Source organism: Pseudomonas sp. B10, assembly GCF_900156235.1.
Classification (GTDB): domain Bacteria; phylum Pseudomonadota; class Gammaproteobacteria; order Pseudomonadales; family Pseudomonadaceae; genus Aquipseudomonas; species Aquipseudomonas siliginis.
Window position 1 is genome coordinate 2,240,947 of sequence record NZ_LT707063.1, and the last position, 23,617, is coordinate 2,264,563.

Annotated in this window: 16 protein-coding genes; 9 read left to right on the forward strand and 7 right to left on the reverse strand. The window is 61.0% G+C overall.

Annotated features, from left to right (window positions below):
• The first annotated feature begins 127 nt into the window (after positions 1-127).
• The 3 genes from BXA01_RS09990 to BXA01_RS10000 are packed head-to-tail and all read left to right on the forward strand — an operon-like array spanning position 128 to position 3,689.
• Positions 128-2,029: a sensor histidine kinase gene (locus BXA01_RS09990; protein WP_073473185.1), complete on the forward strand. Its 1,902-nt coding sequence runs from the start codon at positions 128-130 to the stop codon at positions 2,027-2,029.
• Positions 2,030-2,073: 44 nt separating this feature from the next.
• Positions 2,074-3,351 carry a sigma-54-dependent transcriptional regulator gene (locus BXA01_RS09995; protein ID WP_231991042.1) on the forward strand — a complete coding sequence of 426 codons (1,278 nt, stop codon included), beginning with the start codon at positions 2,074-2,076 and terminating at the stop codon, positions 3,349-3,351.
• Positions 3,352-3,359: 8 nt separating this feature from the next.
• The gene (locus BXA01_RS10000) at positions 3,360-3,689 is read left to right on the forward strand and encodes a GlpM family protein (protein ID WP_172834034.1); all 330 of its coding nucleotides are present in this window, start codon (positions 3,360-3,362) and stop codon (positions 3,687-3,689) included.
• 18 nt (positions 3,690-3,707) lie between these two features.
• Here BXA01_RS10000 and BXA01_RS10005 read toward each other — a convergent pair whose 3' ends face one another.
• The 3 genes from BXA01_RS10005 to BXA01_RS10015 all read right to left on the reverse strand — a co-directional run bounded on the left by BXA01_RS10005 (position 3,708) and on the right by BXA01_RS10015 (position 6,448).
• Complete coding sequence (locus tag BXA01_RS10005; RefSeq protein WP_076564011.1) at positions 3,708-4,616, reverse strand: hypothetical protein; 909 nt, start codon at positions 4,614-4,616, stop codon at positions 3,708-3,710.
• Positions 4,613-5,308: a hypothetical protein gene (locus tag BXA01_RS10010; RefSeq protein WP_076564012.1), complete on the reverse strand. Its 696-nt coding sequence runs from the start codon at positions 5,306-5,308 to the stop codon at positions 4,613-4,615. Before BXA01_RS10010 ends, BXA01_RS10005 begins: the two co-directional genes overlap by 4 nt.
• A 105-nt stretch (positions 5,309-5,413) precedes the next feature.
• Positions 5,414-6,448, reverse strand: a complete 1,035-nt coding sequence (locus BXA01_RS10015; protein ID WP_076564013.1) for an alpha/beta fold hydrolase — start codon at positions 6,446-6,448, stop codon at positions 5,414-5,416.
• Positions 6,449-6,664: 216 nt separating this feature from the next.
• Here BXA01_RS10015 and metR point away from each other — a divergent pair, with 216 nt between their 5' ends.
• Positions 6,665-7,582: a transcriptional regulator MetR gene (metR, locus tag BXA01_RS10020; protein WP_076564014.1), complete on the forward strand. Its 918-nt coding sequence runs from the start codon at positions 6,665-6,667 to the stop codon at positions 7,580-7,582.
• Between the two features lie 151 nt (positions 7,583-7,733).
• On the opposite strand, the gene BXA01_RS10025 is transcribed toward metR, so the two are convergent.
• From BXA01_RS10025 to BXA01_RS10035, 3 genes are read right to left on the reverse strand one after another with little or no spacing between them, the layout of a single operon-like run.
• Positions 7,734-8,231, reverse strand: a complete 498-nt coding sequence (locus tag BXA01_RS10025) for a GNAT family N-acetyltransferase (protein ID WP_076564015.1) — start codon at positions 8,229-8,231, stop codon at positions 7,734-7,736.
• Position 8,232: 1 nt separating this feature from the next.
• A complete protein-coding gene (locus tag BXA01_RS10030) occupies positions 8,233-8,871 on the reverse strand; it encodes a LysE family translocator (protein ID WP_056790063.1) in 639 nt (212 codons plus the stop codon).
• 23 nt (positions 8,872-8,894) lie between these two features.
• Positions 8,895-9,329 carry an NUDIX hydrolase gene (locus BXA01_RS10035; protein WP_076564016.1) on the reverse strand — a complete coding sequence of 145 codons (435 nt, stop codon included), beginning with the start codon at positions 9,327-9,329 and terminating at the stop codon, positions 8,895-8,897.
• Positions 9,330-9,543: 214 nt separating this feature from the next.
• Here BXA01_RS10035 and BXA01_RS10040 point away from each other — a divergent pair, with 214 nt between their 5' ends.
• Together BXA01_RS10040 and BXA01_RS10045 are read left to right on the forward strand one after the other, a co-directional pair.
• A complete protein-coding gene (locus BXA01_RS10040; RefSeq protein WP_076564017.1) occupies positions 9,544-10,014 on the forward strand; it encodes a DUF4234 domain-containing protein in 471 nt (156 codons plus the stop codon).
• A 275-nt stretch (positions 10,015-10,289) separates the two neighbouring features.
• Positions 10,290-11,909 carry an FMN-binding glutamate synthase family protein gene (locus BXA01_RS10045; RefSeq protein WP_076564018.1) on the forward strand — a complete coding sequence of 540 codons (1,620 nt, stop codon included), beginning with the start codon at positions 10,290-10,292 and terminating at the stop codon, positions 11,907-11,909.
• Between the two features lie 77 nt (positions 11,910-11,986).
• Here the strand turns inward: BXA01_RS10045 and BXA01_RS10050 are convergent, their stop codons facing one another.
• A complete protein-coding gene (locus tag BXA01_RS10050) occupies positions 11,987-13,408 on the reverse strand; it encodes an amino acid permease (RefSeq protein WP_076564019.1) in 1,422 nt (473 codons plus the stop codon).
• 474 nt (positions 13,409-13,882) lie between these two features.
• On the opposite strand from BXA01_RS10050, the gene BXA01_RS10055 reads away from it, so the two are divergent.
• From BXA01_RS10055 to BXA01_RS10065, 3 genes are all read left to right on the forward strand, one after another.
• Positions 13,883-14,341, forward strand: a complete 459-nt coding sequence (locus BXA01_RS10055) for an REP-associated tyrosine transposase (RefSeq protein WP_076564020.1) — start codon at positions 13,883-13,885, stop codon at positions 14,339-14,341.
• A 947-nt stretch (positions 14,342-15,288) separates the two neighbouring features.
• On the forward strand, positions 15,289-18,408 hold the full coding sequence (locus BXA01_RS10060) for a transglycosylase domain-containing protein (protein ID WP_076564021.1): 3,120 nt from the start codon (positions 15,289-15,291) through the stop codon (positions 18,406-18,408).
• A gap of 186 nt (positions 18,409-18,594) precedes the next feature.
• Positions 18,595-23,586, forward strand: coding sequence for a dermonecrotic toxin domain-containing protein (locus BXA01_RS10065; RefSeq protein WP_076564022.1), 4,992 nt, complete (start codon positions 18,595-18,597; stop codon positions 23,584-23,586).
• The last annotated feature ends 31 nt before the right edge of the window (positions 23,587-23,617 follow it).

Sequence of the window (23,617 nt, forward strand, 5' to 3'; positions counted from 1 at the left end):
AAACCTGTGCATGCGGTCTTTCAGTTAAATCGCAGTGATGGTTTTGGGGCCGCTTCGCGGCCCAACGGGGATAAATCCCCTCGCCACAGGCACAAACAAGTGTTGTGGTTGACCCAAGGCATCTGTGATGAAATGCGACCCCACTCTTTATCGCGCTGCAGAGCCATCACTTGCCGTGAAGCCCCGTCTGATCCGTCATCTGTTCCTGCCGCCACTGATCATCGCCCTGATGGTCGGGCTGGGTTTCATCGGCTTCTGGACCAGTGAACACTTCGGCATCCGCAGCCTCGGCGAGAACGGCCAGCGTCAGCTGGAGCTGCACGCCCGAGCGGTCGAAAGCGAGATCAGCAAATACACCTACCTGCCCAGCCTGCTGGAACTCGAAACGAGTGTGCCGCAGTTGCTGGCCGATCCGACCCCGGAGCACCGGCAGACGGTCAACGATTACCTCGAAGGCCTGAACCGCCGTAGCCGCAGCCGGGCCATCTACGTCATGGACACCACCGGCCGGGTCATGGCCACCAGCAACTGGCGCGATGTCGACAGTTACCTGGGTGAGGACCTGTCCTTCCGCGCCTATTTCAAAGACGCCGTGCGCGGCCAGCCCGGACGCTTCTACGGCATCGGCAGCACCAACGGCGAACCCGGTTACTACCTCGCCCACGGCCTCGAAGAGCACGGCAAGATCATCGGTGTCGCGGTGGTCAAGGTGCGTCTGGAAGCCATGGAAGAACGCTGGCAGCGCGCGCGTCTGGAAGCGTTCGTCAGCGACGAGAACGGCATCATCATTCTGTCCAGCGATCCTGCCAGGCGGCTGAAATCAGTGATCCCGCTCAGCGATGAGGTCAAGGAAAAACTCGCCCGCAGCCTGCAGTACTACTGGTTCCCGCTCAACGAACTGCAACCGCTGGCCCGCGAGACGCTGGCCGAAGGCGTGGAGAAACTGACCTTCCCGGCCAACAGCGAATTACAGCCCGATGAAGACGACATCAGCTATCTGGCGCAAACCCGACTGCTGAGCGACACGCCGTGGAATTTCACCCTGCTCACGCCATTGCAGGACCTGCGCCGCGAAGCCATCAACCAAGGCATTCTGGTGGCGGTAGCGTTTGCCCTGTTCGCCTTCCTGCTGATTGCCTGGAACGAGCGGCGCAAGGTCCTCGCCACCCGCCTCGCCGCCCGCGAAGCGTTGCAGGAAGCCAACAGCCAATTGGAGCGTCGGATTACCGAACGCACCGCCGATCTGCGCGCCAGCAACGAACGCCTGAAGAGTCAGATCCGCGAGCGCCGTCAGGCCGAGGAGACGTTGCGCCGCGCTCAGGATGAACTGGTGCAGGCCGGCAAACTCGCCGCCATCGGCCAGATGTCGACCAGCATCGCCCATGAATTGAACCAGCCGCTGGCGGCCATGCGCACGCTGTCGGGCAACACCGTGCGCTTTCTCGAGCGCGGCCAGCTCGACGTCGCCAGCACCAACCTCAAGACCATCAACGACCTGATCGACCGCATGGGCCGGATCACCGCCAGCCTGCGTTCGTTTGCCCGGCGCGGCGACAACAAGGGTCAGGCCAGTCTCGGCAAAGCCGTCGACGCCGCCTTGCAAGTGCTCGGCGCGCGTGTGGAAAACACCGCACTGCAGATTCACCGGCAGTTTGCCGATGTGCAGTTGCTGATCGATCAGACCCGTCTCGAACAGATCCTCGTCAACCTGATCGGCAACGCCCTCGACGCCATGCACGCGCAACCGCAGCCGCAGCTGTGGCTGGAGGGTGAAGAATTCAACGGCAAGTATCGCTTGCGGGTGCGTGACAACGGCCACGGCATCGACGCCGAAGCGCGCAAGCATCTGTTCGAACCGTTCTTCACCACCAAACCCGGCGAGCAAGGCCTGGGACTGGGCCTGACCCTGTCCGCCAGCCTCGCCGCCGCCACCGGTGGGCACCTGGGTGTCGAACACCCGGCCGGCGGTGGCACCACTTTCGTCCTCAGTTTACCGTTGGTAAGCCCTACTCCTGCCGAGCCAATATGAACCACGAACTCAGTGTGTTGATTGTCGAAGATGACCCCCATGTGCTGCTCGGCTGCCAACAGGCGCTGACCCTCGAGGACATTCCGTGCATCGGCGTCGGCAGTGCCGAAGAGGCGCTGGCGCAGGTCGGCGACAACTTTGCCGGCATCGTCATCAGCGACATCCGCCTGCCGGGCATCGATGGCCTGGAATTGCTCACCCGCCTCAAGCAGCGTGACCGCAGCCTGCCGGTGGTGCTGATTACCGGCCACGGCGACATTTCCATGGCCGTCGGCGCGATGCAGAAAGGCGCCTACGATTTCATGGAAAAACCGTTCTCGCCGGAACGCTTGGTCGATGTCGCGCGGCGGGCGCTGGAGCAACGCAGCCTCGCCCGCGAGGTTTCCTCGTTGCGTCGGCAACTGGCTGAACGCGACTCCCTTGAAGGGCGGATCATCGGCCGTTCACCAGCGATGCAGAACCTGCGCGAACTGATCGCCAACGTCGCCGACACTTCGGCCAACGTCTTGATCGAAGGCGAGACCGGCACCGGCAAGGAACTGGTCGCTCGTTGCCTGCACGATTTCAGTCGGCGCCACAGCAAACAGTTCGTCGCGCTGAACTGCGGCGGCCTGCCGGAAAACCTCTTTGAAAGCGAGATCTTCGGCCACGAAGCCAACGCCTTCACCGGCGCCGGCAAACGCCGCATCGGCAAGATCGAACACGCCGACGGCGGCACGCTGTTCCTCGATGAAGTGGAAAGCATGCCGCTGCCGTTGCAGATCAAGTTGCTGCGCGTATTGCAGGAACGCACCCTCGAACGTCTCGGCTCGAACCAGAGCGTGGCCGTGGATTGCCGGGTGATTGCGGCGACCAAATCCGACCTTGATGAGTCGAGCAAGGCCGGCGAGTTTCGCAGCGACTTGTACTACCGCCTCAACGTCGTGACCCTGGAATTGCCACCGTTGCGCGAGCGTCGCGAAGACATCCTGCAACTGTTCGAACACTTCACCCAGCAGTCGGCGCTGCGCTTCGACCGCGCGCTGCCGGAGCTGGACAACCAGACCCTGTCGAACCTGATGAGCCACGACTGGCCGGGCAACGTGCGCGAACTGCGCAATGTCGCCGAACGCTTCGCCCTCGGTCTGCCGGCCTTCAAGAAATCCGGGGCCAGCGCCGGCCAGGGTCTGGCGTTTTCCGAAGCGGTGGAAGCCTTCGAGCGCAATCTGCTGGTCGACGCCTTGCAACGCAGCGGCGGCAACCTGACCCAGGCCAGCCAGGAATTGGGCATGGCCAAGACCACGCTGTTCGACAAAGTCAAAAAGTACGGGCTGAGCCACTGATGGATCTGATTCTGAAAGCCGCCATCGGCGCCGCAGTGGTGCTGATCCTCGCGGCACTGTCCAAGACCAGGAACTATTACATCGCCGGCCTGGTGCCGCTGTTTCCGACCTTTGCCCTGATCGCGCATTACATCGTCGGCAAGGGCCGCTCGGTCGACGACCTGAAGACCACGATCGTGTTTGGGATGTGGTCGATCATTCCCTACTTCGTGTACCTGGCGACGTTGTATGTGATGGTCGACCGCATGCGCCTGGAAGCGTCACTGGCGGTGGCGGCGGTAGCCTGGTTAATAGCGGCGACGGTATTGGTGAGCGTGTGGGTCCGGCTGCATGCCTGAACCCACGCGCATCAGCCTTTAGCGACCGTAGACTCGGGCCAGTTGCGCGGACGACAAGGCATCCTCAAACGGCACCGGCACTGACTTCACCGCACCGTAGAGATTGCGGTAGCGCCAGTAGCTGCCGTTCTGCGCCAGTTGATAACCGCGCTCGACCACGCGCTGGCCGTCGAGCACGTAACGCAGGGTTTCCTGCGCGGCGGGCGGTGGCGTCGGTTGCATCAGGTCGGCGCTCAACACGCGCATGGATTCATCAATACATTCATCCAGCACGGCGGTGACCTTGGCCAGGTCAAGGGCGCCGTCATCGATGCATTGCTTGCCGCAACGACGGATCGGCTGACTGGCCACTTCGATGCGCATGCGGTACAGCGGCGAGCCGGCGATATCCTGCAATTGCACCTGATTGACCAGCACGAAACTGCCGCGATCGGGCGTCAGCATCAGCTTCGGTTCGATCAGCAACCGTGCCGTGACCGCACCTGCCCCCTGCTTGAATCCAGAGACTTGCGACGCCGCCTGAAAACGCTGTTGCAAGCGCTCCTGCAACGGCACGCCGGCGAGCAGGTCGGCCAGCGGCCGCGATTCGTTCAGCGCGGCTTTTTCGGCATCGCGCTGTAACGTACCGGAACCCATTTGCGTGTTGATCAGACTGGCCACCAGAATCCCCGCCAGCCCGGCGCCCGCGCCGGAGCTCGACACCAGCGTGTAACTGGAATTCGCCGCGTTCACCGCCGCTTTGCTGTCGATCACCGTGCTGGCGCCGACAAACTCCGCCGGCAGTTGCACGTCGACCTTCAGTCCGTGTGCCTGCACATAGCTCATGGCGGCCTGATCCTTGAAACCGGCCTCGGGTGCCGGTTTCTGCGCACAGCCAGGCAACGCCAGCAGCGAGATCACCGCGATGGTCAGCGCCAGACGTTTCATTGCGCGAACGGGGCGATCATTTGCTGACGGCTGTTATCCATCGCCTGATAAAACGCGTTGGACAGGTTGGTGTAGGACGGCTCGTCCCACTCGCCTTGCGCGGCTTGCACAGCGGCGAATGGCTGGTACCACAAGAGTTTGTTGTCCGACAGATCGATCACCATGCCCTGGCCGCCGACCTGGGCCATCGGCACGCTGGTAGGCACGATGCTGTAGTAGCTACGGGTGGCACCGGTGGCATAAATCGACACCAGCAACAGACGGTCGATGCCGTGGGCAGCTTTCATCGGCGACAGGTCCTTGGTCATGTAGCCCTCGCGGAAATCGACTTCCTTGAAGGTCTTCAGATCGACCTTTTCATCAATGCGCTTGGCCTTGTAGCCCTTGGCTTGCAGCTTGGCGACGATGGCGTCGGGCAGGGTTTCCAGATCGCGCACCTGCCAGGTCTCGACATTGGCGCTGAGCTTGCTGTTGACGCCGGCGTTGATGGCGTAATCGAGGATGCCCTGATTGCCGGTCAGCGCCAGCACCGGCGACGGTACGACGGTAATGGCCACACCGATGGTCGGCTCTTTGGCGTCCCAGAACTGTTTGTCCAGGGCCACGGGCGGTTGCACATGGGCGCAGCCGGTGAGAGTCAGTACGGCGAGCAGAGCCAGTGCGGCCCATTTACGTGTAGCGCGAAAAATCATGGATCAAGTCCCTATGTCTGAAAACGTTCCTGCGCCTTATCGGCAACAACGCGGCAAACAATAGTGGCACATTGATATTTTTTTGGCGACAGGATGCTGGCACTGTTACAGCAGATTGTTCGGCGCCGCCGGATCGACCTGCGCCCAATGCGAAGTATCCTCGCGATGCGCCTGCAGATACGGCAGCACCGCCGCCAGCAACGGTTCCTTGAACGCCTCCTGAAAGCGATGCGCGAGTCCCGGAATCAGTTTCAACTGACTGCCCTGGATGTGCGCCGCCAGATGCACGCCGTGCATCACCGGCAGCAGCGGATCGGCAGTGCCATGCACCACCAGGGTCGGCACGCGCAGCTGATTGAGCAATGCCACCCGGCTCGGTTCGGCAAGGATCGCCATGATCTGGCGTTTGACGCCTTCGGGGTTGAACGCGCGGTCGTAGGACGCCGCCGCCTGTTGCAGCAAGGCCTGTCGATCATCCGTCACCGCCGGGCTACCGAGTGCCGCGAGCAGATCGGCCTGTTGCTCCAGCGCCACTTCGCGGTTCGGCGCGCCCCGCCGCGAGAGCAACTGCACCAGCGCCGCACTCGGCGCCGGCAGGCCTTCAGCGCCGGAAGTGGTCATGATCAGCGTCAGGCTTTCCACCCGCTGCGGCGCCATCGCCGCCATGTGCTGAGCGATCATCCCGCCCATGCTCGCGCCCAGCACGTGGAATTGCTCAACCTTCAGCGCCGTCATCAAACCCAGCGCATCGTCGGCCATGTCGGTCAGGCTGTACGGCGCCGAAACCGGCAAACCGAGTTTGTAGCGCAGCACTTCGAAGGTCAGATTGGCCTCGATCGGCGCTTGCCGCCAGGTCGACAGGCCGACGTCGCGGTTGTCATAACGAATCACCCGAAACCCTTGCTGACACAGCGCGACCACGACTTCGTCCGGCCAGTGAATCAACTGCCCTCCCAGGCCCATGACCAGCAACAGCGCCGGGTCCGATGCGCGGCCGATACTTTGATAGGCAAGACTGACCTGCGCCAGCTCGGCGTGCTCGGTCGGCACGTTGACATCACAGCGCCCGGCTGCAAACGAGCCGGCCCCGAACAAAAGCGCGGCCAACGCGGCCGCGACTGAAAACAATCTCTTGAACATGAAAAACACCAAAACGCAGCACCCCAGTAGAGCGCGAGTCTGATGAAGTTCGTTCAAGCGCGCTGCCACAGTTGCATGACAGTTTGATGAAGAGTGCCGAGCGGTCGGCTGTCGATTGCCCGCCGGATCCTGGCCGGCAGATCGACAAAGCGTGCCTCATGAGACAAACTCACCTTCCACGCATTCGTCACAAGTTTTCTTCATGGAGCCCCGCCGGTGCTTGAAATCCGACATCTGAAAACCCTGCATGCCCTGCGCGAGGCCGACAGCCTGGTCGACGCCGCCGACCGTTTGCATCTGACACAGTCAGCACTGTCGCACCAATTCAAAGAGCTGGAAGAGCGCATGGGCATGCAGTTGTTCGTGCGCAAGACCAAACCGGTGCGCTTCACCAGCGCCGGTTTGCGCCTGCTGCAACTGGCCGACGCCACCCTGCCGCTGTTGCGCGCTGCGGAACGGGACATTGGTCGGCTGGCCGGTGGCACCGCCGGGCGTCTGCACATGGCGATCGAATGCCACAGCTGCTTCCAGTGGCTGATGCCGACCATCGACCAGTTCCGCGATGCCTGGCCGGAAGTCGAGCTGGACCTGGCTTCGGGTTTCGCTTTCGCCCCGCTGCCGGCGCTGGCGCGCGGCGATCTGGATCTGGTGGTGACCTCCGATCCGCTGGAAATTGCCGGCATCACTTACGTGCCGCTGTTCACCTACGAAGCCATGCTCGCGGTGGCCAATCAGCATGCGCTGGCGAGCAAGCCGTACATCGTTCCCGAAGATTTGTTGGCGGAAACGCTGATCACCTACCCGGTCGAGCGTGATCGCCTGGACATCTTCACACGCTTCCTCGAACCGGCCGACATCGAACCTGCGCAGGTGCGCACTTCAGAACTGACGGTGATGATGATGCAACTGGTCGCCAGCGGCCGTGGCGTCTGCGGCATGCCGCACTGGGCGCTGCATGAATACAGCTCGCGCGGCTATGTGAAGGGCAAACGGTTGGGTGAGAAGGGCTTGTTCGCGACGCTGTACGCGGCGATTCGCACGGACATGCTCGACGCGCCGTACATGCGCGATTTCCTGCTGACCGCCAAGGACACCTCGTTCTCGACCCTCGATGGTGTCAGCGCCGTACGCTGATCTGCTGTGCAGGAGATGATCGTTCCCACGCTCTGCGTGGGAATGCCTCAACGGACGCTCTGCGTTCGGCTTTGGATGGGACGCAGAGCGTCCCGGGCTGCATTCCCACGCAGAGCGTGGGAACGATCAGTAGGCGGAAATTATCGCTGGGTCAGAGCTGGCGCCACATGTGGATCTTGTCGAAGTAGTCTTCGCCCACCCGCACGGCGAGTGGTTCGAGGCCGTACTGAATGAAGCCGCAACGCTGGTACAACTGAAAAGCCGCTTCATTGCCGGCGGTGACAGTGAGCTGCAGCAGTTTCAGCGCCGGATGCTTTTGCGCCTCGAGCAAAGCCGCTTGGACCAGATCAAACCCTAGACCCTTGCGACGAAAATCCGCCGAAACATACATGCCGAACAGCGTGGCCTTGTGTCGTGCCTTCTCGCGCGGTTCAAAGGCCAGGCCGACAATCCCGGCCAACGTCCCGGCATCGAATGCACCCAATACCACATCGAGCTTGCTGGTCAGGCGCCCTTCCCACCAACTCAATGGCATCACCGCGCGTTCGCGCACGCTGGAGGTGAACGCCTGCGGATGCCGGTCGTAGGCTTGCAGCATCAGTTCGCGGTAAGCCAGGGCATGGCTGGCGTCCAGCCGCTCGATCCACATGTCAGGCGGTCCGACGTTGTTCGAGCATCAGCCGTACGGCGAGGCCACCGAGGACCATGCCCATGAAATAACGCTGCATCACCAGCCACGTCGGGTTGCGCACAAACCATGAGGCGATGCCTGCGGCGAACAGCGCGATCAACAGATTGACGCTGAAGCTGACGCTGATCTGCGTGAGGCCGAGGACGATGCTTTGGGTGAACACCGAGCCGTGCTCAGGGCTGATGAATTGCGGGAACACCGAGAGATAGAACACGGCGATTTTCGGGTTCAGTGCGCTGGTGAGAAAGCCCATGGTGATCAATTTGCGCGACGAGTCCGGCGGCAATTGCTGCGCTTCGAACGGCGAACGCGCGCCGGGTTTCAGCGCTTGCCAGGCCAGCCACAGCAGGTACAACGCGCCGGCCCATTTCAACACTTCATAAGCCATCGGCACGGCGAGAAACACCGCCGTCAAACCCGCCGCCGCGGCGAACATATGCACGAAGAACCCGCCGACCACGCCAAGCAACGAAGTCACTCCGGCGCGGCGCCCCTGACAGATCGAACGCGAGATCAGGTAGATCATGTTCGGCCCCGGCGTCAGCACCATCAGCAATGCGGCGGCGGCGAAGATCAGCAGGTCTTGCAACGGGATCATGGCAAAGTCCTTTGCGGGAATGATCAGGCGAATGCAGTCAGTGAACGGCGATAGAACGGCAGGATGTGCTCGCGTGTCAATGGCGCCAGCTCGAGCGCCGGATCAGTGGCCGGATCGACCCAGATCACCTCTTCGATTTCCGCCGCCGGGCAGACGTCGCTATCGATGGTCAGTTGAAAGATCTCCGCATGCACGATGAAGCCCGGCTCGTTGGCGGCGGGGGCGGAAAAACTGTTGAGGAAAATCGCCTGCGCCGGGTCGATCTGCAGCCCGAGTTCTTCTTCCAGTTCACGGGCCAATGCGTGTACTGGCAACTCGTAGGCTTCAATCTTGCCACCCGGTTGCATGAAGGCCGTGGTGCCGCGCTTGCGCACCAGCAGGGTGTGGCCCTTAGCGTTGAGCAACAGCGCGGCGGCGATATGGATGATGCAGGGCGAAACGGCGGATGTCGGCGTCATGAGTCGAAAAATGCCTTGTGCGAAAAGATCGCAGGATCCCACGCCCGACGCGCCTGCGTCATCAGAAGATCCCTACAAGAAGCATCCGTGATCAGCCTGACTCTGACGACAAGTCCGCCAAAAGGCTCGGAAATTTCCCACTCGCGAATTTGGTAGCGTTATTCATCGCTGCCCGGCAGCCATTCGCTACATCGCCTAAGAGGGAAAACGCTGCATGTCTGACATTTCGACGCTCAAGGAAAAGAACAATCTCAAGACGCTCCATTTCATTCTCCTGACCGTAGTCACCATGGGTCTCTACTCGGTTGTATGGCTGCACAAAACAACAACCGTGGTTGAGGAGGTCACTCAAATCAAGACACTGAGCCAGACCGGTCTGGTCGTTTATCTGGCGCTCTGTGGTATCGGAGGGATCTTTTTCACCGTATCTGATCCGCGGTTCATAGCCACGGGGTATGCGATGACGGTCATTGCCCAGCTCATCGCCATTGCTTGGTGCTTTCGAGTTCGCAGAGCCTTGCGCGCCTACACGCTGACCAAGCACAACTTCGAACCGCGAATGAACCGCTTGTATTCAGTCCTGTTCGCCTTCTATCACATCAATTACTGCATCAACGATATGGCCAGGGCCAAGCACAAACATGACCAGAAACGGCAAACGCCTCAGGAATCGGTCGCGGCATAAACAAAAAGGCAATCGTCGATTTCGCGTGCAAGTTCGCTTCCAACTTTCACTGCAATTCCTTGGGCGAGCGTGCTCGCGAAGGCGTTCATCAATGCCACAAGTTTGCTCACCAGTATTGCTGCATGGCTGCTTCTCGCGTTCAACAGCCAAGTCAACTGGCATCGTAAGCGAGACGGCTCCGATGTAGGCGAGGAGAGGGACGTCTGCCTGTTCACGGTTCCGTCGTTGGCGCAATATGCCTGCCAGCCACAAACAATCCGAACCAAGGAAACCGTATGAGCCTGTCGCTGCTGAGCCGCTACGCCTTCTTTGCCGTCTGTGTGATTTTCACCCTCGCCAGCCTGCCCTTTCTCGAACATGACTGGCTGTGGCCGATCAGCGCCGTCACCGCTGTGCTGAGCCTGCTCGGCGTGTTCGACCTGTTGCAGACGCGCCATGCAGTGCGCCGCAATTATCCGATTCTGGGCAACATCCGTTATCTGGTCGAAGGCATCCGCCCGGAGATTCGCCAGTACCTGCTCGAGTCCGACAGCGATGCCCTGCCCTTCTCCCGCGCGCAGCGTTCGCTGGTGTACTCGCGAGCGAAAAACGAAACCGCCGACAAACCGTTCGGCACGCTGATCGACGTTTACCAGTCCGGCTTCGAATTCATCGGCCACTCGATGCGCCCGGCACCGTTGAGTGACCCGAACGGTTTCCGCGTCACTGTCGGCGGGCCGCAGTGCACGCAGCCGTACTCGGCGTCGATCTTCAATATTTCGGCGATGAGCTTCGGCTCGCTCAGTGCCAACGCTATCCGCGCCTTGAACCAGGGCGCCAAACTCGGCAACTTCGCCCACGACACTGGCGAAGGCAGCATCAGCCCGTATCACCGCGAACACGGTGGTGATCTGACCTGGGAACTGGGCAGCGGCTACTTCGGCTGCCGCACCAGCGACGGCCGTTTCGACCCTGAGCGCTTCGCCGTGCAGGCGCAGAATCCGCAAGTGCGCATGATCGAAATCAAGATGAGCCAGGGCGCCAAACCCGGCCATGGCGGGATCTTGCCCAAGCATAAGGTCACCAGGGAGATTGCAGAAACACGCGGCATCCTGATGGGCGAGGACTGCGTTTCGCCGTCGCGCCACAGTGCGTTTTCCACGCCGATCGAGATGATGCAGTTCATCCAGCAACTGCGCGAACTGTCCGGTGGCAAACCAGTCGGCTTCAAATTCTGCCTCGGCCATCCGTGGGAATTCATGGGCATTGCCAAGGCCATGCTGGAAACCGGCATTCTTCCCGATTTCATCGTCGTCGATGGCAAGGAAGGCGGCACTGGCGCAGCCCCTGTCGAGTTCACCGACCACATCGGCGTGCCGATGCGCGAAGGCCTGCTGTTCGTGCACAACACGCTGGTCGGCCTCAACCTGCGCGACAAGATCAAACTCGGTGCGAGCGGCAAGATCGTCAGCGCCTTCGACATCGCCAGTGTGCTGGCCATCGGCGCCGACTGGGCCAACTCGGCGCGCGGCTTCATGTTCGCCATCGGCTGCATCCAGTCGCAGTCGTGCCACACCAACAAATGCCCGACCGGCGTCGCCACCCAGGACGCCCTGCGCCAGCGCGCTCTGGTGGTCCCAGACAAAGCCCAGCGCGTCTACAACTTCCATCGCAGCACGCTCAAAGCACTGGCGGAAATGCTTGCTGCCGCCGGCCTCGAACATCCGTCGCAACTGTCGGCCAAGCATTTGGTACGACGCATGTCGGCGACCGAGATCAAACTGTTCTCGCAGTTGCACGTGTTTTTGAAACCGGGGGAGTTGCTCACTGGTGAAGTGAATGGCGAGTTCTATTCGCGGATGTGGCAGATGGCACGGGCGGACAGCTTTGAGCCGCAGGAAGTGGTAGCGGCGTAAGACTGGCGATCAGCTCGCGCGAACCAAAAAAGCCCCGATCTTGCGACCGGGGCTTTGTTTTTTTCAGCGGCTGGAACTTACGAAATCGAACGCACCGCGTCTTGCGAAACTTGGTTCGGCTGCAACTTGAACACGTAGAACAACACCGTCAGCAACACCAGAAAAGCCGGCCCGACATACAGCGCCACGCGGGTATCCGGGAAGTACGCCATCAGGCCGACCACCAGTACCAGAAACGCCAGTGCGAAGTACGAGCTGACCGGGTACAGCCACATCTTGTACTTGAGCCCGGCACGTTCGCTGGCGCTCAGGCCTTTGCGGAATTTCAGCTGGGCGAGGAGGATCATCACCCAGGTCCAGATCGCACCGAAGGTGGCGATCGAGGTGACCCAGACGAAGACTTTTTCCGGTACCAGATAGTTGAGCATTACGCCCAGCAGCAACACCGCGATCGACAGCAGCAGTGCCCGGCGTGGCACACCGTTGTTCGAGGTCTTGGCGAAGCCCGCCGGGGCCTGGCCGTTCTGCGCCAGGCTGTAGAGCATGCGCCCGGTACTGAAGATGCCGCCGTTGCACGACGACAGCGCCGCAGTAATCACCACGAAATTGATGATGCCGGCGGCGGTCTTGATGCCCAGACGCTCGAAGGTCATCACGAACGGGCTGCCCTGGGTGCCGATTTCATTCCACGGGTAGATCGACAGGATGACGAACAGCGCGCCGACGTAGAACAGCAAGATCCGCCAGAACACCGAGCCGATTGCGTCAGGAATGGTCTTCTGTGGGTTCTTCGCCTCACCGGCAGTCAGGCCGATCATCTCGACACCGAGGTAGGCGAACATGACCATTTGCAGTGACATCAGCACACCGGTCACGCCGTTGGGCATGAAACCGCCGTGCGCCCACAGGTTGGAAATGCCCAGCGCCACGCCATCATTGCCGAAACCGAAAGCGATGATGCCGACGCCGCCGATGACCATGGCAATGATGGTGACGATCTTGATCAGGGCGAACCAGAATTCGAATTCGCCGAAGGCTTTTACTGCGATCAGGTTGATCGAGCCCATGCTGATCAACGCCGCCAGAGCCCAGATCCAGCGCGGCACATCGGGGAACCAGATGCCCATGTACACGGCCACGGCGGTGATTTCCGCGACGCAGGTCACCAGCCACAGAAACCAGTAGTTCCAGCCGGTGAGAAAGCCGGCCAGCGGACCGAGATAATCCTGCGCGTAGCGGCTGAACGAACCGGCCACCGGGTTATGCACGGCCATTTCACCGAGGGCGCGCATGATCACCAGGATCGCCAGACCGCCAAGGATGTAAGAGAGCATGATCGCCGGACCGGCCATCTGGATGGCTTTGGCCGAACCGAGAAACAGACCGACGCCGATACAGGCACCGAGCGCCATCAGGCGGATATGCCGTTCGCCGAGTTCACGTTTGAGCGGACCGCCCGAAGCGGTGTCGCCGTGCGGCAGAGGATTGCCAACTGGCATAGGGGTACAACCTCGTCTTGTTATTGGATATGACCACCGGGTTTCGAAGCGTCGGCCGATAGGCCTTGGCTGGGCAGGAAACCGCGTCGGCTTCGTGGGCAGACGCGTCTTGCAGGGCAGGCCTGAAAGATCAGCGGGGCGTGCAGTATAAAAAGCTCAGGGCAGGATTTTTCACTCTAAAAGTCACAACATTCAGCGACAACTCTCGGCAATAGTGGGTTCCGCGGAGAGGCATTACCTGCATTACGTAGGAAAAGTCGCCACTGAAAAAGCCGCGAAGTATTGCACAGCGATGGTGCAGCGTCATGTTTCAGCCCTGGGGTATTTGATTCACTGCGCGATGCCTCCCCTCGCGCTTGATCACGGATAAATCGCCCGACGAATTCAGAAATTTCGCTCAACAGTTGCAGCGCCGACCGGGGCGGCCAACCACTAACCTTTGAAAAAGCCAGGAGCACATGCAAGGAAGCTCACATGCCAGTCCGCCCCAACTCCCACCGTCTGCGCCAAGGTCGTTTCTCGGAAAACGGTCGTGCCTATTTCATCACCTCTGTCATCCACGAACGCCAGCCCGTATTTGCAGATTGGCAGGCCGGCCGATTACTGGTCGCCGAACTGCGCCGGGCTCATGAGCAAGGAGTCGCGCAATCCATCGCCTGGGTTGTCATGCCTGACCACTTTCATTGGCTGATGCAATTGCAAAGCGGCTCACTTGGGGAAGTCATTGGCGGTGTAAAGGCTCGCTGTACGCATGCGGTTAACAGACAAACCGGACGTCACGGACCGCTGTGGCAAACCGGCTACCATGACCGAGCGATCCGTGACGGCGAGGACCTGGAGCCCATCGCCCGCTATATCATCAATAATCCCTTGCGAGCCGGGCTGGTCGATAACCTCGCTGATTACCCGCTTTGGGATACCTGCTGGCTCTGAGCGCAACAGTTCTATGGAATAAGTGCATCTATCGTGGCGAGGGGATTTATCCCCGCTCGGCTGCGTAGCAGGCGCAACTTGCTCAGACGCGGTGGGCCTGTAGAAACCGTGGTGGAGGTTTTGGGGCTGCTTTGCAGCCCAGCGGGGATAAATCCCCTCGCCACAGGGAGTCCCCGCATGACTGATAAATCGGCTAGCCGCCTGAATCCCTCACACTGACAACATCCCGGCATGTGAACAGCCTTTTTGTGGCGAGGGGATTTATCCCCGCTCGGCTGCGCAGCAGGCGCAACTTGCTCACATGCGGTGTGCCTGTAGAAACCGTGGCGGCAGGTTTTGGGGCTGCTTTGCAGCCCAACGGGGATGAATCCCCTCGCCACGGGGAGTCCCTGCAAGACTGACAAATCTGCTAGCCACAGGGAGTCCATCGCTCGCACAGACACATCATGGGGATGTGAGCAGCATTTTTGTGGCGAGGGGATTTATCCCCGCTCGGCTGCGTAGCAGTCGCAACTGGCTCACATGCGCTGTGCCTGTAGAAACCGTGGTGGCAGGTTTTGGGGCTGCTTTGCAGCCCAGCGGGGATAAATCCCCTCGCCACAAGTAGTACCCGCATGACTGACAGATCGGCTAGCCACAGGGAGTCCATCGCTCGCACAGACACATCATGGGGATGTGAACAGCATCCTTGTGGCGAGGGGATTTATCCCCGCTCGGCTGCGCAGCAGTCGCAACTTGCTCACATGCGGTGCGCCTGCGTAAACCGTGCTGGCAGGTTTTGGGGCTGCTTTGCAGCCCAACGGGGATGAATCCCCTCGCCACAGTGTTCGTTTCAGTTTTATTCAGACAAGCCGTCTCCACCGCTCTGCACATTTTCTTCACCGGCTCCAACCACCGTCTAAGCTTCAGACAAGTCCGATCAATCTGCGTGAATGGATCAGTCGACTATGGGCGCTTTGTGGCAAACCGATTCGAGTAAAACCGTGGTTCAGACTGAACGTGTGAATGAAGCGCCTGTCCCTGAAAAACCCCGTCGTCAACGGCACGGGTGGAAGGCTTTCTGGTTGCTGTTTTTGATCATTGCGGTGGTGGTGGGACTCGCCGCGTCCAAGGAAATGCGCACTTCGCGTTTCCAGGCGCGGGAGCTGAGCCAGTACGCCGCTTCGCTGACCTACAAGCTGGAACCCGGTCCCAGCGAAGCGATTCGTTATCCGGGCAACGGCCCTTTCGATCTGCGCCTGGGTTACAGCTCTCTGGACGAATTCCTGCCACGCCTGCTCAAGCGCAATTACGTGATCACCGAGCAGACGCGCTTCTCCCCCGCCCTGCTCGGTTACACCGACAAAGGCCTGTTCGTGCCGTATTCGGAAAAGATCCAGGCCGGATTGTCGATCACCGACTGCCGAGGCGCGCCGCTGTATCGATACAACTATCCGCAGCAACTGTATGCCGACTTCGCGGCGATTCCGCCGGTGGTAGTCAGCAGCCTGCTGTTCATCGAAAACCGCTTTCTGCTCGACCCGAAACAGCCGCTGGCCAACCCGGCGGTGGACTGGCCGCGTTTCGGCATGGCCGCGTGGTCGCAAGTGGCGAAACTGCTGCGCCTGCCCGGGCAATCGGCCGGCGGCAGTACCCTGGCAACACAACTGGAAAAGTATCGCCACTCGCCCGACGGCCTCACCGTGTCGGGCGCGGAGAAGATCCGCCAGATGATTTCCGCCAGCGTGCGCGCCTATCAGGATGGCCCGCAGACCCTCGGTTCGCGGCAGAACATCGTGCGCGACTACCTCAACAGCGTGCCGCTCTCGGCGGTGCCCGGCCACGGTGAAGTGCACGGCATGGCCGAAGGTTTGCGGGTCTGGTACGGCAGTGATTTCAACAAGGCCAACGAGCAACTGAACAGCCCGAAGACCGACCCGCAGACCATGGCCGCCAAAGGCCTGGCCTTGCGTGAAATGCTCTCGCTGATGATCGCCCAGCGCCGCCCTTCGCATTACCTGACCAAGGGTCGCGACGAATTGGCCAGCCTCACCGACAGCCACCTGCGCCTGCTCAAGCAGAACGGTGTGATCGACAGCGCTCTGGCCGACGCCGCGCTGGCAAGCACCGTGTCCTACCGTGACTGGCAGACCCAGCCAACGATGCAGCCGATTGAAACCAACAAGGGCATCAGCGTCGCCCGCAGTCGTCTGGCGAGCATGCTCAACCGTCCGCTGTACGACCTCGATCGCCTCGACCTGTCGGCCACCAGCACCCTGCAGGGCGATCTGCAAACGCAGGCCACGGCTTATCTGAAAAAACTTGCCGACCCGGCCTACGCAGCAGAGATCGGTCTTCTCGGCGAACGCTTGCTGACGCCGACCAGCACCACGCAAGTGCGTTACAGCTTCACCCTGTTCGAACTGACCCCGGACGGCTCGCGGGTGCGCGTGCAGACCGACAGCACCGATCAGCCGTTCGACATCAACGAAGGCAGCAAGCTCGAACTCGGCTCGACGGCGAAAATGCGTGTGCTGACCACGTACCTGCAAATCGTCGCGGAGCTGCACGACAAATACGGCGCGATGAGCGGGCCAGAATTGAAAAAAGTCGAAGTGCCAGATCAGGATCGCCTCAGCCGCTGGGTCATCGACTACCTGATCCAGAACAAGGATCACGACCTGTCGAAGCTGCTCGGCGCCGCGCTGGATCGCAAATATTCAGCGAGCCCGGGCGAGGCGTTTTTCACCGGCGGTGGGCTGCACAGATTCAACAACTTCCGCAAAGAGGACAACGGTCGCCTGCCGACCCTGCGCGATTCGCTGCGCGAGTCGATCAACCTGCCATTCATTCGCCTGATGCGCGACATCGTCCGCTACACCACCTACTCAGGTCCCAACGGCGAATTGCTCAAGGATGATCGCGATCCGCGCCGTCAGGAATACCTGGCCAGTTTCGCAGACCGCGAAGGCACCTCGTTCCTGCTCAAATTCTGGAAAAAGTACAAGAACAAGGACACCCAGGCGCGCCTGGAAACCTTCCTCGACAGCATCCGCCCGACGCCGATCCGCATGGCGGCGGTGCATCGCTATCTGCTGCCGGAGGCCGGTCAGGAAGACTTCAACCGTTTCGTGCGCTCGCACCTCAAGGGCACCAAACTCAACGAAAAACTCACCGACGATCGTCTGATCCGCCTCTACGATTCCTATGGCCCCGGCAGTTACGATTTGCCTGATCAGGGTTTCATCGCCAAGGTGCATCCGCTGGACCTGTGGATGATGGGTTATCTGCTGCATCACCCGGAAGCGACCTTCAGCGAGATCGTCAAGGCCAGCCATTTCGAGCGCCAGGAAGTCTACAGCTGGCTGTTCAAGAGCCGGCACAAAGGCGCGCGCGACAGCCGCATTCGCACCATGCTCGAGATCGAAGCGTTCCTCGACATTCATCAGCGCTGGCAGAAGGTCGGCTACCCGTTCGATCACCTGGTGCCGTCACTGGCCACGGCCATTGGCAGTTCCGGTGACCGTCCCGCCGCGCTCGCCGAGCTGATCGGCACCATCCTCAATGACGGCGTACGCATGCCGACGCTGCGCATCGACAGCCTGCACTTTGCCGCCGATACGCCCTACGAAACCAGACTGGTCAACGACCCGCACGTAGGCAAACGCGTGATGCCGGTGGAAGTGGCCCGGGCCATGCGCGAGGCGCTGTCGCAAGTGGTCGACGCCGGTACCGCCAAACGGCTGTCCGGCAGTTTCAAACTGCCCGACGGTACACCGCTGGCCATGGGCGGCAAGACCGGCACCGGCGACAACCGCATTGCGGCGATCGGCTCCGGCGGGCGGATCATCAGTTCGAAGTCGATCAACCGCACGGCGACCTTTGTGTTCTACATCGGCGACCACCATTTCGGCACCCTCACCGCGTTCGTCCCGGGGCGCTCGGCGGAGAACTTCAAGTTCACCTCGGCCCTGCCAACGCAGGTACTCAAAGGCATGGCGCCGATTCTCACGCCGTATCTGCAACCGGGCAGCGACTCACAGTGCCAACCGCCACAGGCGCCCGTGGTGGCATCGGCGCTGCACTGACCGAACGTGGTCTGCACGTCGCGCCGAAGGCCATCGGCGCGAAAGGTGGTATTGGTGCATTGTTCCGATTCGAATTCTTGTCGCATCGCTGAGGCGATCACACGTTTGGCTCCCGATCTTTGAACTTTTGTTTTGCCCTGCCGCCGGTACGCTGATCATTCCTCAAACAATCAAGGATGATTGGCCATGTCTGACTCCCCTCAGCCTGCCGCAGCCGCCGACAAAGGCCGGCATTACGCGTTCATCGAATCGGCTGTCAGCGCGCCGTTCAAAGCCGCGACGCTCAGCCGCAGCCTGGCACTCGCCGCCACGCCACTGAAGCGCGAACCCTGGTACAGCGCACCCGGTACGTTTGCCAGCCGACTCGCCGCCGCCAATCTCAAGGCCTGGGACTCGCAGAACAAGGTCGATCATCTGCTGGCCAGAACCGACCTGTACGCCTTCGCCGAGCCGCTGCTCAAAGCAAGGATCAAGCAATGCCATGGCATCGAGCCGGACGTCAGGAAGACCTGGCTGCGCCTGTACATTCCCGCCAGCAGTCCCTGGTATGCAATCGACGTGGTCGACGGCTCGACGACCCGTACGGTCTCACTGCTCGACGCCGCTCTGCACAACTTTGCCGCCAACGAGACGGTCGGTGCAGGCTCGGACTACATCAGCCAGCCTGATGCGCGCGGCCACTTCGACGTCTTGCCGCTCAAAAACCAAATGCCTATCAGCCAGTTCCAGACACTGTGTCGCGACCTCGACCTGGGCGGCCAATACGCCAGGCACTTGCATGGCTACTTGCTGCCCGGCGAAGCTCTGGCCGAGAGCCTTTTGCAATACAAGATCGGCACCAGCCTCAAAGACGCCCTTGCCGTCGCGGCGCACATCGCCTTGCTCAAGGCAGAGATCCAGTACGACACCTTCAGGATGGTGCTCAGCTTCAGCACTGACGAAAAACCGCGCCTGCGTCTGAACAATCGTTCGATTCGCTGCAATGACCTGTCCATGCTCGGCACCCGCCTGACCGGCATTCTGTTGCTGATGCACGGCCACCCCGACAGTCGTGGGGTCCGACGCCTGATCGTCTACGTGCCGCACGATCCTGATCATCCACTCAAGGAGTACGAGTCGCTGGCTGCGTTTCGTGACGAACTGACCCGCCAGTTGCGCGAGGACCGCCTGAGCGCCTCGACCGGGCATACGTACCGGCAATTCTTCAGCCAATTCGTTGATCAGCAGCAACGTGGACATTTTTTCGCCGAACTCGAACAGCGCTTGTTCGTCGTCCGCCATCACGAACGCGAGCAGAGCACCGACCAACGCCCGGTGTGGCGCAAGGACCCGGTGGAAAAGCCCAGGTTGCAGTTCACCCGCTTGCCGTTGCAGGGCGATTACTGGCGGCACGTCTATCAGCAGAAACTCAACAAGATCATCAATGATGCGCGGCAAATCGCCGTCTCGACCGCCGATGCCGACAGCAACGCACGCTGGGCATGGTGGGACAACTTCAAGCGGATCGTCTCGGACATTTTCAACGTCGCCCTGCTGATTGCCACGCCTTTTGTGCCTGGTCTGGGCGAGGTGATGATGGCCTATACCGCCTATCAACTGACCAGCGATGTGATTGAAGGCATCGTCGATCTGGCCGAAGGCGTCTGGGAGGAAGCTGCCGGACATGTCATCAGTGTGGTGACCGATGTCATTCAACTGGCGGCGTTCGGCGCCGGCGCGCAGATTGGCGAAACGTTGCGGATAAAACTCTCACCGCAGGTCGATGCCATGCAACAGGTCAAATTGCCCGACGGCAAACCAAGCCTGTGGCATCGCGACCTCAGCCCTTATGCACGTGACGAACTGAGCCTGGCAGCGCAATCGAAGCCCGATCGTCACGGCCTGCATCAACATGCCAGCGCCAGCGTCCTGCCGCTGGAAGGCAAGCTCTACGTGGTGGAAAAAGCCTCCGCCGATGCCACCAGCAAAACTCACCGGATCAAACATCCGAATCGAGAAAATGCCTACCAGCCACGGATCGAACACAACGGTCACGGCGCCTGGCTGCATGAAGCAGAATCGCCAGGCGACTGGCCCGACGCCCGGCTGATGCCTCGCCTGGGTCACAGCGTCGAGCGCTTTACGCCTGTGCAACTGGAGGACATCCGGCGCAGCAGCGGCACCAGCCACGATGAACTGCGTCGCATGCACAGCGACAATAGCCCGCCACCGCCGCTGCTGGCCGACACGGTCAGGCGCGTCAATGCATACGAGGATGTCATCGAGGCTGCGCAGAACCTGCGTAACGGCAAACCGATCGATGCCGATGCGGTATGGCTGGAGCCGATGCTGACCAGCCTGCCGGGCTGGCCGCCGCGACGCGCGCTGGAGGTTTTCGCGCGTCAGGACCTGACCGGCTACTCGCATAAATACGGCAACCCGCTGGCGTCCGAAGCCGACACGTTGCGCATCAGCCAGGCTGATCTCAACGCCGGACATTTGCCCGAGCGGGTCGCCAGGTTCCTGCGCGACGACGAGTTCAATCATCTGCTCGGCCCGAAGGTCACTGCCGAGCAACGGGTCGAGGTCCTGCGCGGTCAACTGGCCGACGCGCTCAATGAGCAGCGCAGCGCCGTCGCCCGCCATCTGTACCAGGCCGGGCAGCGCAGCGGCGACGCCGACATAGCCGTGATCAGACAGTCGTTTCCGGATCTGCCGTTGCCCTTGGCCGAGACGGTTCTGAGCCAGGCTCGTGCTGCCGAACGGCGACGCATCAGCGAAGAACAGCACTTGCCGCTACGCCTGAAGAATCAGGCCCGGGAGCTGGATTTCGAGGCGTCGGCCAGTCGCGCGTACGACGGTTTTTATCGGGACGATCTGATGACCGAACAGACCGAACGCCTGGCGCTCAATACGCTGAAAATCCACACCGACACCTTTGCCGACCTGCGCATCGAGGTGTTCGATGGCAGTCCGCACGGTCCGTTGCGCTGCAGTGTCGGGCCGCAAGACGCCAGCACGGTAAGGCAACTGCTCAGGCGTGGCGAGGGCCGTTATGAAGTGCGCGACGCCAAGGGTCAGGTGCTGCATGACAGTAGCGATTTCCACGAAGCCATCCTGCGCGCCGTACCGCTCGAAACGCTGGCGAGTACCGGTTATCAGCGCGGTCAGGGCCGCGCCTTGAAACTGTGGATCATGGAACAAAGCGCCCCGCCAGCCGAACGCCGTATTGCTCTGGCGCAACCGCCGATCCGAACGGTCGCCCCCCGCGAGACGGAGATTCTTCTACGCGGCTGGCCCTGGGCGGCAAAAACCCCGGAACAGCGGCTCAGACAGTTGTACCCGAAACTCAACGACAGAGAGGTCGCGGGTTTCCTGATGACGCTGGAAAAAAAGGGCAACAGCGAACGCGCCATCGCCGACCTTGAGCGCGAACGCGAAGTGCTCGACAACGCTCTCGACAGCTGGCGCAGCAGTTACACCCCCGTCATTGAAGACAACGGGGAACTGATCGCGCTGCCGACGGAATTCGTGCGCGAGGGCGGCTTGTACATCGAGCAGCAATTGAGGAAGTGCTTCAAACGCGAGAGCGAACGGCCCGGCGCACGCAATCCCCATCCGGAACACGGCTATACGCTGGACCTTTCAGCCGAACTGCCGCTACCGAACCTTGAGTCATGGTGGCGCGATTTGCGACAGCGTCCCGGGATGCAGCAATACTTCGACCGGATTACCGGACTGAACATCACCAACGTTGCGCTTTCAACTACACCGGACAGCCTGCTGGCGAGTTTCCCGAATCTGCGGCAGTTGAGCGCCCAACGCTGCGGTTTCAAGGAGGTGCCGGCTGCCCTCGGGAAAATGCATCAGTTGCAGACGCTGGATCTCTCGCACAACAGCATTGAACTGACCTATGACTCAAGCACGCGCCTGAGCAATCTCACCCGCCTGCACAGCCTGAATCTCAATGGCAACAACCTGCGTGTGCCGCCGGATATCGGGCGCATGGAGCAACTGGTGGAACTGAACCTGGTCAATACGCGCATTCGCGATTGGCCGGCGGGATGGCTTGAAGTCGATGGACAGATACGGCAGCGCCCGAAAGGCTTCTACCTGGACATGCGAGACAATCCGCTGGACACCCTGCCCCGGGTCGAACCCGGTAGCGATCAGGCGCGCCTGCTGGCTCGCGCACGGATCAGTGTTGCCGAATTCGACAGTGACCAGTTGCGGCGTCTTGGCGAGTATCGCCAGTCGGTAGGGTTGAGCGTCGTGCCCGGTTATTCATCCGCCGCCGCCGATGAGCTTGATTACTGGAAGTTGATGCCCGCCAATGCTGATCCGTCCCACCCCTCGGCAGCCTTCAGCCGATACCGCGAGCAGTCCTGGCATGACCTGATGGCCGAGCCTGATTCCGCCGGCTTTTTCAGCGTGATCCGCAAGCAACGCGAATCCGCCGATTATGGGACTGACGCGGGGCGGCGGAATTTGACCGCACGGGTCTGGGACATGGTCGACGCGGCGGCGCTCGACGAACATCTGCGCAAAAAGCTCTTCGAGCAGAACGTGTCTGCACAGGACTGCGCTGATCTGGGCCAGCAGCTGTTCAATTCACTGGGGCTCAAAGTCCTGGTATCCAAGGCCTACAACGAAACGGCATCGGCCTCGCAGCTGGAAGACAGACTCGTGCGTCTGGCGCGCAGCGCGGCGCGCCTTGATCGGGTCAGCGATGAGGCCGCCATGGAGGTCAGTCGCCAGCAGCAGCAACACCTGATTGATCCGCGCCTGCCGGCCCCGGACGAAATTCAGATTCATCGGGCGTTCGAAGCGGGCCTGGGCGAGCGTCTGGAATTGCCCTGGCAAGCGGAGGGCATGCCTGTGCAGCCTCGGGCCGGGGTCACCGAGGAAAAGCTCAACGCTGCCTACCAGAGAATCATCCAGCGCGAACAGGGGGACGGCCTGGTCAACGGCATGATCGATCTCTATACCGATCCTTTCTGGGAGGATTACCTGCGCAATACCTATCCTGACCGTTATCAGGAGAATCTGCGCCTGTTCGAAGAACAATCCCGTCAGCTCGACAGCCAAGTGTTCAGCAGCAACCGGGAGTACAGGAAGCTAGCCGACAAAATCAGCTACGAGCGCAACGAGCTATCCCGCGCCCTGAGTCGCGAAGCGCTTGAGCGGGCCGGGTTCTGAGAATGTCCATGGTTAACCCGGCCAGCGCCGT